The following is a 13694-nucleotide window of genomic DNA, read 5'->3' as shown; positions in this document are numbered from 1 at the left end:
CCTTGCAGGCCCTTCTTGTTGCCCTGCCAATCAAGTGCGCGCTCGCGCATGGTCAACACGGCTGCCAGCGTCGCCGACGACGCCGAATCCTGCATGACGCCGGAAAACCCTTCCGGCAGCCCAAGCGCCTGCCGCATCCAGTCGACGACGCGCGTCTCGAGTTCGGTCGCTGCCGGCGAGGTCTGCCAGAGCATGCATTGCGCCGCCATCGCCGAGACCAGATATTCGGCCACCACCGAGACAGGCGCGGCATTGGCCGGGAAATAGGCAAAGAAGCGCGGATGCTGCCAGTGCGTCATGCCCGGCAGGATCTTGTGTTCGAAATCGTCGAATATTGCATCCATCGGTTCCGCCGCCTCGGGCGGCGAGGCTTCGATACTCCTGAAAATGTCGCCCGGCTCGACCAGCGGCCGCACCGGTCTTTCTCTCAACGTATCCCGATAGTCGGCGCCCCAATCGGCGGCGCGCCTCGACCATTGCCGGAAATCATCCTTGTTCATCGCACCTCCGGGAAATTGTCCGAGCGCAGCCGGTACCGCCGCACGCTTGCGAAGCAGATTGACCGTCTATTCCCGAAAATCAGGCAGGCTCGCAAAAGCAGCCTTTAGCGCGCTCGACCAGCCGTCCGAGATCGTGCGGTAATATTGATCGTCCTGGGCTATCCGCTTCTTCAGGCTGATCTTGAAGGCGTCCTTTTCGTAGAACAACAGGTCGAGCGGCAGGCCGACCGACAGGTTCGACTTCAGCGTCGAGTCGAACGACACCAGGAGCAGCTTCACCGTTTCGGCGAAACTCATCGTCCTTTCATAGGCGCGGATGATGATCGGCTTGCCGTATTTGGTCTCGCCGATCTGGAAGAAGGGCGTGTCGTCCGTCGATTCGATGAAATTGCCCTCGGGATAGATCATGAACAGCCGCGGTTCGCTGCCGCGGATCTGGCCGCCGAGAATGAAGGAAGCATTGAAATAGGAATCTGCCTTGTCGCCGGTAGGCGACGAATGGGCGATGACTTCCTTGACGGTATCGCCGACCATCCGCACCGTCTGGTACATGGAGGGTGTCTCCAGCAGCGTCGCGTGGCGATCGGCAATTGCCTTGGTGCGCTCATCGAGCAGGCTGACCACGGCCTGCGTCGTCGCTAGGTTGCCGGCCGACATCAGCACGATGACGCGCTCGCCGGGCTCCTCCCAGACATGCATCTTCTTGAAGGTCGAGATCGAATCCATGCCGGCATTGGTGCGCGTGTCCGACATGAACACGAGCCCGCGATCGATCTTCAGCCCGACGCAATAGGTCATCGAATCTCTTTTGGCAGCAATCTTGCCGGGAATTACTGCTCCACCGTGACGGTGACCGCAAGCTCTTCTTCCGCCTGTCCCAGCCGAATCCCCGATACAGGCGTGGCATCGCGGTAATCGCGGCCGGTCGCCACCTTTACATAGCGTTCATCGGGAGAAATACCGTTGGCCACATCGAAAGCAACCCAGCCGAGGCCCGCAACATGCGCCTCGGCCCAAGCGTGGCTTGCCGCCTGCTCGACCGCCGCGTCCAGCATCAGATAGCCGCTGACATAGCGGGCCGGGAACCCCATGGTGCGCGCGGCGGCGGCAAAAATGTGGCTATGGTCCTGGCAGACGCCGGTCTTGAGCGCCAGCGCCTCCTCGGCTGGTGTCGTGGCGTTGGTGGTGCCGGGCGTATAGGCGACGCGCTCGCCGATCGCAGCCATCAGCCGATGCAGTCGTTCTATATCGGTGCCCTCTCCGACCGATGCGGCGAGATCGCGGATGCCGTCGCCGATCGTCGTCAATGGCGTTTCATGGCCGAACAGCCAGAGTGGCGCAAAACCCTGATGCGGCCCGGAGACGCCCGCGGTGTCCCGCGTTACCACCTCGCCTGAGGCCTCGACGGTGATGAAATCGCGCTCGCCTTCGACGCTCAACAGCCGCGTGTCATTGCCGAAATGGTCGGTGAAGCGCACTTCCTCACGCGCGCCTTCGATCTGCAGGGCCCAGGACAAGACGGTCTGCGTCGATCCGCTGACCGGAAGCAGCCGCAGCCGCTGCAACAGGTAATGCACGGGTGCATCGTAGCGGTATTCGGTCCGGTGGGTGATCTTCAGCCGCATGGCTTCCTCAATAGAATCGATAGTCCTGCGCGATCTCGTCGCCGAGCCTGGTGTTGTCGCGAATGAAATTGGCCAGGAATTCATGCAGGCCGGCGTCGAATATGTCCTTGATCGAGCCGGCGGTCAGCATGGCCTGGGTCTTGCCGGCCGTGGCATGGCAGGCATGACGCTCGCCATAGTCGTCGCCCAGGAATTTCAGGTGCTCCGTCAGGAAGCGATAACAGAAGGTCAGCGAGCGCGGCATGCGGACATTGAGGATCAGATAGTCGGCGATATTGGTCGGCTTATAGTCGGCCTCGTAGACCCAGCGATAGGAGCGATGCGCCGACACCGAGCGCAGGATCGATTCCCACTGATAATTGTCCAGTGTCGAACCGACCCACGATATCGACGGCAGCAGCACATAGTATTTCACGTCGAGGATACGCGCCGTGTTGTCGGCGCGTTCGACATAGGTGCCGAGCTGCGAGAAATCGAAGATCTCGTTGCGCAGCATGGTACCGTAGAACGAGCCGCGGATCAGCGCCGTCTCGCGCTTGATCGCATCGAGCACGTTTGGCAGGTCGCGCTCGTCGATCGGCCTGGCCAGCATCCGCTTCAGCGCCATCCAGGCTTCGTTGATGCTTTCCCAGGTCTCGCGCGTCAGCGCGGTGCGCACCATGCGGGCATTGCTGCGGGCCGTCTCGATCGACGACATCGTGCTCGACGGATTCGAGGTGTCTCTCAGCAGGAAGTCGGCGACGTTGGCGGCGGTGTACTCCTGGTATTTCTGGGTGAAGACCACGTCCGAACCGGCACTGAGCAGCACCGAACTCCACTCCTCCGACGCGTTCTGCGTACGGGTCAGCGCCATGCGCAGCCCGGCATCGACCAGCCGCGCCATGTTTTCCGCCCGCTCGATATAGCGGTTCATCCAATAGAGTCCGTTGGCGGTGCGGCCGAGAAGCATGGAAAAGGGCCCTTCGGGCTAGTGAGCAGGAAATAGTGAGTAGTGAGTAGTGAATGGCTGAATCTCAATGGAATATGGCATGCGCTTCCCCTCTACTGACTATTCCCTACTCGCTCGTCTCAATCATCCAGCACCCAAGTATCCTTCGTCCCACCGCCTTGCGATGAGTTGACGACCAGAGAGCCTTCCTTGAGCGCCACACGCGTCAGCCCGCCGGGCACGATCTGGATGCGGTCGGAAACCAGCACATAGGGCCTGAGATCGACATGGCGCGGCGACAGTCCCTTCTCCGTCAAGATCGGACAGGTCGACAGCGCCAGCGTCGGCTGGGCGATGTAATTCGACGGCTTCGCCTGGAGTTTCTTGGAAAAATCCTGGCATTCCTTCTTGGTCGCCGCCGGCCCGACCAGCATGCCGTACCCGCCGGAACCATGCACTTCCTTGATGACCAGTTCGTCGATGTGCTCGAGCACATATTTCAAACTGTCCGGTTCCGAGCAGCGCCAGGTCGGGATGTTGCCGAGGATCGCCTTGCGGCCGGTGTAGAATTCGACGATCTCGGGCATGTAGGAGTAGATCGCCTTGTCATCGGCGATGCCGGTCCCCGGCGCGTTGGCGATGGTGATGTTGCCGGCGCGGTAGACATCCATGATTCCGGGCACGCCAAGTGCTGAGTCCGGCCGGAAGGTCAGCGGATCGAGGAAGGAATCGTCCACCCTTCGGTAAAGCACGTCGATCTGCTTGTAGCCTTCGGTGGTGCGCATCGCGACATGACCGTCGACGACCCGCAGATCCTGCCCCTCGACAAGCTGCACCCCCATCTGGTCGGCAAGGAAAGCATGTTCGAAATAGGCCGAGTTGAAGCTGCCCGGTGTGAGCACGGCGATAGTCGGCGCGCCTTTAGTGCTTTGCGGCCGCACCGCCGCCAGCGACTGGCGCAGGAGCTGCGGGTAGTTTTCGACAGGCCGCACCTTGATCTGCTGGAACAACTCGGGAAAGAGCTGCATCATCGTCTCGCGGTTCTCCAGCATGTAGGAGACGCCCGACGGCGTGCGCGCATTGTCCTCAAGCACATAGAATTCGTTTTCGCTGATGCGCACGATGTCGACGCCGATGATATGGGTGTAGACGCCGGCCGGCGGCCTGACTCCGATCATCTCGGGCAGGAACGCCTCGTTGCTGGCGATCAGTTCCTTGGGAACGCGGCCCGCGCGCAAGATCTCCTGGCGATGATAGATGTCGTCGAGGAAGGCGTTCAGCGCCTGGACGCGCTGCTCGATGCCTTGCGTCAGCCGCCGCCATTCATTGCCTGAAATGATGCGTGGAACGATGTCGAAGGGGATGAGGCGTTCGGAGGCTTCCTGCTCGCCATAGACGGCAAAGGTGATGCCGGTTTTGCGGAAGACGCGTTCGGCGTCCTGCATCTTCTCGGTAAGTCTGGCCGGGTCCTGCTCCTTCAGCCAGCGATCGTAAGCCGAATACGGTTTTCTCAACCCGGAAACTTCCGGAAGCATTTCATCAAACGCTGCCAATCGCATACTCCCCTATGACGCCATTTCACTGGCCCCGCCGGAGAAAATCAAGCGCAATCGGCAATTTGGGGGGTGTCAGCGATCAGTATGTCACCGCTGCCTAAAATTAGGGCAGCAACAATATGGCTGTGTCAGGGTTTGCCTTGTTAGAAGGCGCGGAAGGTGACGACCGTGAACGTGTCCTTAATCCCGGGCAGAATCTGCACCTTCTCGTTGACGAAGTGGCCGATGTCCTCCTCGTCGTCGACATAGAATTTGGCGAGCAGATCGTAATTTCCGGCGGTCGAGTAGATTTCCGAGGCGATCTCGGCATCGGCCAGCGCGCTGGCGACCTCATAGGCCTTGCCCAGATCGCACTTTATCTGCACGAAAAATGCCTTCATTGCCCAGTCCTGCTCAAACGCGACTAAGCGGCCCTTGTGGCAGACTGCCGCCCGGCTTTCAAGCAGGAGGCGCTCCGGCCGCCCTCGCCTGCAACTGCCTGAGTTCCGCCCTGCGTGTGACATTGAATGTTGCCGTCGCTGAAACCATGAAGCACCGTCGAGCGTATGGTATGCTGAGCGTCTTCGGACGGCTCGTCAGGGGATAATGGAGACAGGCCATGCGCCGCGCGGTTTTCGCATTCGCAATCCTTCCATTCATTTTTACGTTCCCGGCATTGGCCGGCGATGCGGAAATCAAGGCTGGCCAGGCAACCATCGACGGGCAATTGAAGGCTTTCATGGCCGATGACGGCGCTGCTGCCTACGGCTTCGCCGCGCCGAATGTGAAACGCATCTTTCCGACCGTCGACACCTTCATGAACATGGTGACCAATGGCTATGCGCCGGTGCGCAAGCCGCGGACCTATTCCTTCGGCAAGGTGCAGGAAATGAGCCCGACATCGATCATCCAGCAGGTGCTGATCGTCGGACCGGACGGCAAGGACTACGAGGCGGTCTATACGCTCGAACAGCAGCCCGACGGGACTTACCAGATAACCGGCTGCAGCCTGCGCGCATCCAGCGCGCTGAGCACCTGAGCGCTCGGTCACATCGCCGGAATATCGCCCCTCGCCCAGCCTTCGGAAATTTCCGCGGCCCGCGCGTCGAACGCGCGGGCCTCGATCGCGGCGCGAATGTCCTGCATCAGCTTCTGATAGTAGGAAAGATTGTTCCAGGTCAGAAGCATCGCCCCCAGCGCTTCTTGCGAACGCACCAGATGGTGCAGATAGGCACGCGAGTAATCCCGCGCCGCCGGGCAGTCGCTGTCCTCGTCCAGCGGGCGCGGATCGTCGGCATGGCGGGCGTTGCGCAGGTTGACCTTGCCACGTCTTGTATAGGCAAGGCCGTGGCGGCCGGCACGGGTTGGCATGACGCAATCGAACATGTCGATGCCACGCGCCACCGATTTCAATATGTCGTCCGGCGTGCCGACGCCCATGAGATAGCGCGGCCTGTCCGCCGGCAGTTCCGGACAGGTGATGTCGAGCATGTCGAGCATCACCGCTTGCGGTTCTCCGACGGCAAGCCCGCCGACGGCGTAACCCTTCAGATCCATCGCCTTCAGTGCCTGTGCCGAACGCAGCCGCAAATCAGGCACATCGCCGCCTTGTACGATGCCGAACATCGCCTTGCCCGGTTGGTCGCCGAACGCCGACTTGCAACGCTCGGCCCAGCGCAGCGACAATTCCATGGCGCGCTCGATTTCCTTCTTCTCGGCCGGCAGTGCCGTGCATTCGTCGAGCTGCATCTGGATGTCGGAATCGAGCAGTCCCTGGATCTCGATCGAGCGTTCGGGCGACATCTCGTAGGCAGCGCCATCGATATGAGAGCGGAAGGTGACGCCTTTTTCAGTGAGTTTCCTCAGCTTCGACAGCGACATCACCTGGAAGCCGCCGCTGTCGGTCAGGATCGGATGCGGCCAGCGGGCGAATTCATGCAGGCCGCCGAGCCTCGCCACGCGCTCTGCGCCGGGCCTCAGCATCAGATGATAGGTGTTGCCAAGGATGATGTCCGAGCCGACGCCACGCACTTGATCCATATACATCGCCTTCACCGTGCCGCCGGTGCCGACCGGCATGAAGGCCGGGGTGCGGATTTCGCCACGCGGCATGGTGATCGCACCGCGCCGCGCTCTGCCGTTAGTCGCCAGCACCTTGAAGGTGAACTCTCTAGTCATTAGTCATTGAATTCCTTGTCATGCACCGGCGCGCTCGGAGCCTGCCTGTCCAGCGATTGCCGGTAACGGATGCAGCCACGCATGAATTTCGGCCAGGGCGGCACGGCGATAGCCGGCTCGGTCCTTTCCGGCAACAGGTCCCAGAGATCGGGATGATGCCAGCACAGATCATGGCCGGTCGCATCGCGGTGGGTGCGAATGCCGGCACGCAATTTCCTGACCTCGGCGATCAAGGCGTCGCGATCGAAGGTTTCCAGATCATCGTCCATCGTTCTCCTCCCTGAACAGAAGACTTGCGTCTCCATAGGAATAGAACCTGTAACGGGTCTCGATGGCATGCGCATAGGCCGCGCGCATCGTTTCGAGCCCCGAGAAGGCCGAAACCAGCATGAACAGCGTCGAACGCGGCAGATGGAAATTGGTCATCAGCATGTCGGCTGTCTTGAAGCGGTAGCCGGGCGTGATGAAGATGTCGGTCGGCCCCGCCCAGGCGGCGAGCCGGCCGTCGGGGGTTGCCGCACTTTCCAGCAGGCGCAGCGAGGTCGTGCCAACGGCGATGATGCGCCCGCCCCTCGCCTTCGCCGCGTTCAGCGACTCGGCGGTTTCCGGGCTGACGGAGCCGGTCTCGGCATGCATCTTGTGGTCGGCGGTGTCGTCGGCTTTCACTGGCAGGAAGGTGCCGGCGCCGACATGCAAGGTGACGAAACGGCGCTCGATGCCCTTCGCGTCAAGCGCGGCGAACAGCTCCGGCGTGAAATGCAGGCCGGCTGTCGGCGCGGCCACCGCCCCCTCCTCCCTTGCATAGATGGTCTGGTAGTCGCTGCGGTCACGCTCATCGTCCTCACGCTTCGACGCAATATAGGGTGGCAGCGGGATATGACCGACAGCGTGCAGCGCGTCGTCAAGGAACGGACCGGAAAGGTCGAAGCCAAGCAGCACCTCACCGCCATCGCCTTTCTCGATCACCGTGGCGTCGAGCTGGCCGAGAAAGCAGGAATTGCCGTCATGACCGAAATGAATGCGGTCGCCGGCGGCGACGCGCTTGCCCGGCCGCATGAAGGCCAGCCACCGGTCCGGCGCGGTGCGCATATGCAGCGTCGCTTCCACTTGCGCCACCGCCTCGCCACGGCGCCTGATGCCTTTCAGTTGCGCGGGAATGACCTTGGTGTCGTTGAAGACCAGGACATCGCCGCGCTTCAGCAAGGATGGCAGATCGCGCACCGTGCGGTTCTCAAGCCCCTCGCCCGGCCTGACCACCAGCATCCTGGCGCTGTCGCGCGGTTCGGCCGGGCGAAGCGCGATGCGCTCCTCCGGCAGTTCGAAATCGAAAAGATCGACGCGCAAGAATTCCCCGCCTCAAGGTTCAGGGCAGGTCACCGCCCAGGTGCCAACACCTTCTATGCTCAGCGTTCCGCCCATGGCAGAGCTGGATTGTTCGCTGGCCTTGACCAGCCGCAATCTGGCGACGATCGAACTGATGGCTTCATCGGTGAGGTCGATCAGCATGCGCTGATCGTCCTCGAATGCCTGTCCAACGACGATTTTCATTGAGCCCGGCTGCCCGTCCGTGGTCCATGTCTTGCCGCCGGCATCCAGCCATACACGCGCGACGGCGATGACGGCGGTGTGTCCCAGAAGGACGTCGATCGACGCAGCGCCGCCCTCGGCACTACAAACGATCGATTCTGTAGCCAGCGCCGGCGTGGCTGAAGCAGCAAACATCAGCGTGACTGCTGCGACAGCCCGGCAACTCATTTTACGTCGGCCGCAACCTTCAGCGACACGATCTTGTCGGGATCCTGCACCGGCTCGCCGCGCTTGATGTTGTCGACATTGTCCATGCCTTCGATGACCTGGCCCCAGACCGTGTACTGGCGGTTGAGGAAGGCGGCGTCGTCGAAGCAGATGAAGAACTGCGAATTGGCCGAGTTCGGGTTCTGCGAACGCGCCATAGAGCAGGTGCCGCGGCCATGGTTGGCGTTGGAGAACTCCGCCTTCAGGTCGGGTTTTTCCGAGCCGCCCATGCCCGCGCGGGACGGTGCGAACGAAGGTTTGCTGGAATTGCCGAACTTCACGTCGCCGGTCTGCGCCATGAAACCGTCGATGACGCGGTGGAACACCACGCCGTCATAGGCGCCTTCGCGCGCCAGTTCCTTGATGCGACCGACATGGCCGGGCGCCAAATCGGGAAACAGTTCGATGACGACCTTGCCCTTGGTCGTTTCCATGATGAGCGCGTTCTCGCGGTCCTTGATCTCGGCCATGTCAGATATCCTTTTGAAAAAACATATTTATTTTGACAATTTTACTTGTCTGCGGCGATGCGCACCTTGATCATCCGGTCGGGCTCGGTGACCGTGCCATTGTTCGCCTCGTCGCCCTTCTTGATCTTGTCCACCAGTTCCATGCCGCTGACGACATTGCCGACGATGGTGTACTGGCCATCGAGCGGCGGCGCCGGCGCGAACATGATGAAGAACTGGGAATTCGCGGAATTCGGGTCTTGCGAACGGGCCATGCCGACCACGCCGCGCTCATAGTGCTCGGTCTTGGAGAATTCCGCCGGCAGGTCGGGAAGATCGGACCCGCCGGTGCCGACGGCATCGGCGTTGAAGCCATTCTTCATGTTGCCGAACTTGACGTCGCCGGTCTGCGCCATGAAGCCGTCGATGACGCGGTGGAAGGCGACATTGTCGTAGGCGCCCTGGCGCACCAGCTTCTTGATTTGCGCGACATGCTTGGGCGCGAGATCCGGCCTCAGCGCAATGGTCACGTCGCCATCCTTCAGCGTGATGATCATGGTGTTTTCCGGATCGGCGGCGAAAGCCGAGACCGATGCGGTCACAAGACCGGCAAGCACGACGAGGAAAGAGGCAAGCTTTTTCAGCTGCATTGGTCTTCTCCGAGAAACTTATTTTGCGAATTTGGCGGTGAGCGCGCCGGCCACGGCCGCTGGCACGAAGGGGCGGATATCGCCTCCCATCAAGGCTATCTGGCGGACAAGTGTGGCGGTAATGGTTCGCACCGAAGGGCTGGCGGGCAGAAAAACCGTCTGCAGTTCCGGCGCCATGGTTTCGTTCATGCCGGCCATCTGCATCTCATAGTCGAGATCGGTGCCGTCGCGGAGGCCGCGGATCATGATCGAGGCGCCTTGCTTCCTGGCAGCATCGATGACCAGCCCGTCAAAGGCGACGACCTTGATGCGGGCGCCGTCGCGGCCGAATTCCGCCTTGGTCGCACTCTCGATCAGGGTCACCCGTTCCTCGAAGGAAAACAGTGGCTTCTTGCCAGGATGGATGCCGATCGCCGCGTAGACAATGTCGGCCACGGCCAGCGACGCTTTCAGCACGTCGAGATGGCCGTTGGTCAGCGGATCGAAAGAGCCGGCATAAAGGGCGATGCGTTCGGTCATGGCAGGCTTCTAGCGGGCACACGGGCGGAAGGCAAATCCGATTGATGCAACGAACGTGAACCTTTTCGCGGACATGAACGACAGATGAATGCGTTGATCACGAACGCTTCACGCAGCGTTCACTAGGTTGCAGCTTCAGAAGATGAAACCAAATCCCCATTTAATCGTTGTTAGGCGCAGGAGAACACGCACATGCTGATCTACATGCTAGCCACCGCAATGACCGTCGCCATGCTGATCGCAACCGTACTTGGGCTGCATCAGGAGGCCGATCGCGTTCGCGCCAAGTCCAACACCAAGCGTTTCGAAGGCTTTGGTGTGCGAAAGACCTACCGACACTTCTAAGTCACGTACCCCACAGATTGCATTCGCGCCGGCCATGGGCCGGCGCCGCCATTTCAAGGCCTATTCGGTGGTGTCCGTACCGGCGTCCTCGACGCTGCCATTCGACCCGGCCTCGACGTTCTCTTCGGCTTCCTCGTCCGATTGCGGTTCCGAAATCCGCTCCACCGACACGACTTTCTCGCCTTCGGCGGTATTGAAGATGGTCACGCCCTTGGTGGCGCGGCTGGCGAAACGGATATCGTGGACCGGCACGCGGATGACGGTGCCGCCATCCGAAACCAGCATGATCTGGTCGTCATTGCCGACCGGGAAGGTCGCCACCAGGCGGCCGATCTCTGCCGTCTTCGACACATCGGTGGCGCGGATGCCCTTGCCGCCGCGTCCTGTCAGGCGGAAATCATAGGACGACGAGCGCTTGCCATAACCATATTCCGTCACCGTCAGCACGAACTGCTCATGCGCCTTGAGGAACTCGTAGCGTTCGTCGGAAAGCTCCGTTTCCTCGCCGACCTCCTCATTGGTGAGCTGGATGTCTTCCTCCTCGCCGGCGGCGATATCGGCAGCGAGCCGCCGTTCGGCCACCACCCGCTTGAGATAGGCGGCACGCTCGGCCGGCGGCGCGTCGACATGTTCGATCACCGCCATTGAGATCACCCTGTCGGTGTCGGCCATGGCGATGCCGCGCACGCCGACCGAATTGCGGCTCTGGAAGACGCGCACATCGCTGACCGAAAAGCGGATGCATTGGCCGGAACTTGCTGTCAAAAGCACGTCGTCATTGTCTGTGCAGGTCTCGACGCCGAGGATCTCGTCGCCTTCCTCCTCCAGCTTCATGGCGATCTTGCCATTGCGGTTGACCTGGACGAAGTCCGACAGCTTGTTGCGGCGCACGGTGCCGCGCGTGGTGGCAAACATCACATCGAGTTCGCCCCAGCTCGTTTCGTCCTCGGGCAGCGGCATGATCGTGGTGATGCGCTCACCCTGTTCCAGCGGCAGCATGTTGATCAGCGCCTTGCCGCGCGACTGCGGGTTGCCGATCGGCAGACGCCACACCTTTTCCTTGTAGACAATGCCGCGCGAGGAGAAGAACAGCACCGGCGTATGCGTGTTGGCGACGAACAGCCGGGTGACGAAATCCTCTTCCTTGGTCGACATGCCGGAGCGGCCCTTGCCGCCACGGCGCTGCGCTCGGTAGAGCGACAGCGGCACGCGCTTGATGTAGCCGGAATGGCTGACCGTCACGACCATGTCCTCGCGCTGGATCAGGTCCTCGTCTTCCATGTCCGCCCCACCGTCGGTGAGCTCGGTGCGGCGCGGCGTGCCGAACTCGTCGCGCACGGCGATGAGTTCATCCTTGACGATCTGCTGGATCCGGGCGCGGGAGGACAAAATGTCAAGATAATCAACAATTTCGACGCCGATCGTATTCAACTCGTCAGCGATCTCGTCGCGGCCGAGCGCGGTCAGGCGCTGCAGGCGCAGTTCGAGGATGGCGCGGGCCTGCTCCTCTGACAGATTGTAGGTGCCGTCCTCGTTGATGCGATGGCGCGGATCGTCGATCAGGAGGATCAGCGATTCGACGTCGCCCGAGGGCCAGCGTCGTTCCATCAACTGCTCGCGTGCCGTTTGCGGATCCGGCGCGGTGCGGATGAGCTTGATCACCTCGTCGATATTGGCGACGGCGATGGCCAAACCGACCAGCACATGGGCGCGGTCGCGCGCCTTGCGCAGCAGGAATTTCGTACGCCGGCTGATCACCTCCTCGCGGAAGGCGACAAACGCCTTCAGCATGTCGATCAGCGTCAGCACTTCCGGCTTGCCGCCGTTGAGCGCCACCATATTGGCGCCGAAGGACGTCTGCAGCGGCGTGAAGCGATAGAGCTGGTTGAGGATGACGTCGGCGACCGCGTCGCGCTTCAGTTCGATGACGACGCGATAGCCCTGGCGGTCACTTTCGTCGCGAATGTCGGAAATGCCTTCGATGCGCTTGTCGCGCACCAGTTCGGCCATTTTCTCGATCATCGAGGCCTTGTTCACCTGGTAGGGAACCTCGGTGATGACGATCGATTCACGATCGTTGCCACGCTGCTCGACATTGACGCGGCCGCGCATGACGATGGAGCCGCGACCAGTCGAATAGGCACTGTAGATACCGGAACGGCCAAGCACGATGCCGCCGGTCGGGAAATCCGGTCCCGGGATGATCTCCATCAGCGCCGGCAGGTCGATCGCCGGATTGTCGATGATGGCGATGGCGCCATTGCAGACTTCGGCGAGATTGTGCGGCGGAATGTTGGTGGCCATGCCGACGGCAATGCCGCCGGACCCGTTGACCAACAGGTTCGGGAAGCGAGCCGGCAGGACCTTCGGCTCGGTATCGGAGGCATCATATGTGTCCTGGAAATCGACGGTTTCCTTGTCGATATCCTCCAGCAATTCATGCGCGACCTTTGTCAGCCGCGACTCGGTGTAACGCATCGCCGCCGGCGGATCGCCGTCGATCGAGCCGAAATTGCCCTGCCCGTCGATCAGCGGCACGCGCAGCGACCAGTCCTGCGCCATGCGCACCAAGGCGTCATAGATGGAGGCGTCGCCATGCGGATGGTATTTACCCATCACGTCGGCGACCGGGCGGGCCGACTTCACATATTTGCGGTTCCAGTGGTAGCCGCTCTCATGGGCGGCGTAGAGAATGCGCCGATGCACCGGCTTCAAACCGTCGCGCACGTCAGGCAGGGCACGGCTGACGATCACGCTCATGGCGTAATCGAGATAGGAGCGCTGCATCTCCTCAATGATGGATATCGGCTCTATGCCGGTCGGGCCGCCATCTGCGCCCCGCGGTGGTTTCTGGTCGGTCAAATCAGGTCACAATCCAGTCGGGAATCACTGGCTGCTTATATAGGAAGCGCCGCCGAAACTCCAATATCGGAGACGGCTTTTCCAGAGACAATTTCGTTGGTAATTTCAAAAGGATACCACCGATTGCGACGATATGGCCAAGGCGCCTTTCGCCATTGCCAAGGCAAAGCCCGCCATCAAGGGGGCGCGACCGCGACAACCCGGCCATCGTATCGCTTTAGGGACATGGAACGGGTCAAAGCCAAGAAACACGCCGGCGGGCGCGATAGGCGCCGGGCGCTTCCCCCATGACCCGCCGGAAGCGGCGGG

The 13694-nt window shown here is 61.4% G+C and carries 16 protein-coding genes; 2 read left to right on the top strand and 14 right to left on the bottom strand.

The window, feature by feature from the left end; all coding sequences use genetic code 11:
* From CN311_RS11730 to CN311_RS11705, 6 genes are all read right to left on the bottom strand, one after another.
* Positions 1-500, bottom strand: a 500-nt coding sequence (locus CN311_RS11730; RefSeq protein ID WP_245440804.1) for a pyridoxal phosphate-dependent decarboxylase family protein, incomplete at its 3' end; no start/stop codon positions are given.
* A 66-nt stretch (positions 501-566) separates the two neighbouring features.
* Positions 567-1298: a proteasome-type protease gene (locus tag CN311_RS11725; protein WP_097573874.1), complete on the bottom strand. Its 732-nt coding sequence runs from the start codon at positions 1296-1298 to the stop codon at positions 567-569.
* A gap of 32 nt (positions 1299-1330) precedes the next feature.
* Complete coding sequence (locus tag CN311_RS11720; protein WP_097573872.1) at positions 1331-2125, bottom strand: transglutaminase family protein; 795 nt, start codon at positions 2123-2125, stop codon at positions 1331-1333.
* A 7-nt stretch (positions 2126-2132) separates the two neighbouring features.
* Complete coding sequence (locus tag CN311_RS11715; protein ID WP_097573871.1) at positions 2133-3074, bottom strand: alpha-E domain-containing protein; 942 nt, start codon at positions 3072-3074, stop codon at positions 2133-2135.
* 119 nt (positions 3075-3193) lie between these two features.
* Positions 3194-4606, bottom strand: coding sequence for a circularly permuted type 2 ATP-grasp protein (locus tag CN311_RS11710; RefSeq protein ID WP_165779669.1), 1413 nt, complete (start codon positions 4604-4606; stop codon positions 3194-3196).
* Positions 4607-4752: 146 nt separating this feature from the next.
* Positions 4753-4989, bottom strand: a complete 237-nt coding sequence (locus tag CN311_RS11705; protein ID WP_006334738.1) for an Lrp/AsnC family transcriptional regulator — start codon at positions 4987-4989, stop codon at positions 4753-4755.
* A gap of 218 nt (positions 4990-5207) precedes the next feature.
* On the opposite strand from CN311_RS11705, the gene CN311_RS11700 reads away from it, so the two are divergent.
* A complete protein-coding gene (locus tag CN311_RS11700) occupies positions 5208-5627 on the top strand; it encodes a DUF4864 domain-containing protein (RefSeq protein ID WP_097573868.1) in 420 nt (139 codons plus the stop codon).
* A gap of 8 nt (positions 5628-5635) precedes the next feature.
* Here the strand turns inward: CN311_RS11700 and tgt are convergent, their stop codons facing one another.
* From tgt to coaD, 7 genes are all read right to left on the bottom strand, one after another.
* Positions 5636-6766, bottom strand: a complete 1131-nt coding sequence (gene tgt / locus CN311_RS11695) for a tRNA guanosine(34) transglycosylase Tgt (RefSeq protein WP_097573866.1) — start codon at positions 6764-6766, stop codon at positions 5636-5638.
* Complete coding sequence (locus tag CN311_RS11690) at positions 6766-7035, bottom strand: hypothetical protein (protein WP_097573864.1); 270 nt, start codon at positions 7033-7035, stop codon at positions 6766-6768. Before CN311_RS11690 ends, tgt begins: the two co-directional genes overlap by 1 nt.
* Positions 7025-8110: a tRNA preQ1(34) S-adenosylmethionine ribosyltransferase-isomerase QueA gene (gene queA, locus CN311_RS11685; RefSeq protein ID WP_097573862.1), complete on the bottom strand. Its 1086-nt coding sequence runs from the start codon at positions 8108-8110 to the stop codon at positions 7025-7027. The genes CN311_RS11690 and queA overlap by 11 nt, the downstream gene beginning before the upstream one ends.
* 12 nt (positions 8111-8122) lie before the next feature.
* On the bottom strand, positions 8123-8488 hold the full coding sequence (locus CN311_RS11680) for a hypothetical protein (RefSeq protein WP_097573860.1): 366 nt from the start codon (positions 8486-8488) through the stop codon (positions 8123-8125).
* Positions 8489-8517: 29 nt separating this feature from the next.
* Complete coding sequence (locus CN311_RS11675; RefSeq protein WP_097573858.1) at positions 8518-9030, bottom strand: peptidylprolyl isomerase; 513 nt, start codon at positions 9028-9030, stop codon at positions 8518-8520.
* Between the two features lie 41 nt (positions 9031-9071).
* Positions 9072-9566, bottom strand: a complete 495-nt coding sequence (locus CN311_RS11670; protein ID WP_245440805.1) for a peptidylprolyl isomerase — start codon at positions 9564-9566, stop codon at positions 9072-9074.
* Between the two features lie 111 nt (positions 9567-9677).
* Complete coding sequence (gene coaD, locus CN311_RS11665; protein WP_097573854.1) at positions 9678-10178, bottom strand: pantetheine-phosphate adenylyltransferase; 501 nt, start codon at positions 10176-10178, stop codon at positions 9678-9680.
* A 192-nt stretch (positions 10179-10370) separates the two neighbouring features.
* Here coaD and CN311_RS11660 point away from each other — a divergent pair, with 192 nt between their 5' ends.
* On the top strand, positions 10371-10523 hold the full coding sequence (locus CN311_RS11660; protein WP_097573852.1) for a hypothetical protein: 153 nt from the start codon (positions 10371-10373) through the stop codon (positions 10521-10523).
* A 60-nt stretch (positions 10524-10583) separates the two neighbouring features.
* On the opposite strand, the gene gyrA is transcribed toward CN311_RS11660, so the two are convergent.
* Positions 10584-13385: a DNA gyrase subunit A gene (gene gyrA, locus CN311_RS11655; RefSeq protein WP_097573850.1), complete on the bottom strand. Its 2802-nt coding sequence runs from the start codon at positions 13383-13385 to the stop codon at positions 10584-10586.
* Positions 13386-13694: the final 309 nt, after the last annotated feature.

Origin of the sequence: Mesorhizobium sanjuanii (assembly GCF_002529485.1) — a bacterium.
Taxonomy (GTDB): Bacteria; Pseudomonadota; Alphaproteobacteria; order Rhizobiales; family Rhizobiaceae; genus Mesorhizobium; species Mesorhizobium sanjuanii.
Note: the sequence above shows the minus strand (reverse complement) of the source record. Positions and strands in the feature narration are given on the sequence as shown.

Bases quoted from the DNA above. Each gene is read 5' to 3' on its own strand.
- CN311_RS11670 (WP_245440805.1), bottom strand. From the start codon at position 9,566: ATGATCATCACGCTGAAGGATGGCGACGTGACCATTGCGCTGAGGCCG.
- CN311_RS11700 (WP_097573868.1), top strand. From the start codon at position 5,208: ATGCGCCGCGCGGTTTTCGCATTCGCAATCCTTCCATTCATTTTTACG.
- CN311_RS11705 (WP_006334738.1), bottom strand. From the start codon at position 4,989: ATGAAGGCATTTTTCGTGCAGATAAAGTGCGATCTGGGCAAGGCCTAT.
- CN311_RS11720 (WP_097573872.1), bottom strand. From the start codon at position 2,125: ATGCGGCTGAAGATCACCCACCGGACCGAATACCGCTACGATGCACCC.
- CN311_RS11675 (WP_097573858.1), bottom strand. From the start codon at position 9,030: ATGGCCGAGATCAAGGACCGCGAGAACGCGCTCATCATGGAAACGACC.
- CN311_RS11660 (WP_097573852.1), top strand. From the start codon at position 10,371: ATGCTGATCTACATGCTAGCCACCGCAATGACCGTCGCCATGCTGATC.
- CN311_RS11690 (WP_097573864.1), bottom strand. From the start codon at position 7,035: ATGGACGATGATCTGGAAACCTTCGATCGCGACGCCTTGATCGCCGAG.
- CN311_RS11725 (WP_097573874.1), bottom strand. From the start codon at position 1,298: ATGACCTATTGCGTCGGGCTGAAGATCGATCGCGGGCTCGTGTTCATG.
- CN311_RS11715 (WP_097573871.1), bottom strand. From the start codon at position 3,074: ATGCTTCTCGGCCGCACCGCCAACGGACTCTATTGGATGAACCGCTAT.
- CN311_RS11680 (WP_097573860.1), bottom strand. From the start codon at position 8,488: ATGTTTGCTGCTTCAGCCACGCCGGCGCTGGCTACAGAATCGATCGTT.
- tgt (WP_097573866.1), bottom strand. From the start codon at position 6,766: ATGACTAGAGAGTTCACCTTCAAGGTGCTGGCGACTAACGGCAGAGCG.
- coaD (WP_097573854.1), bottom strand. From the start codon at position 10,178: ATGACCGAACGCATCGCCCTTTATGCCGGCTCTTTCGATCCGCTGACC.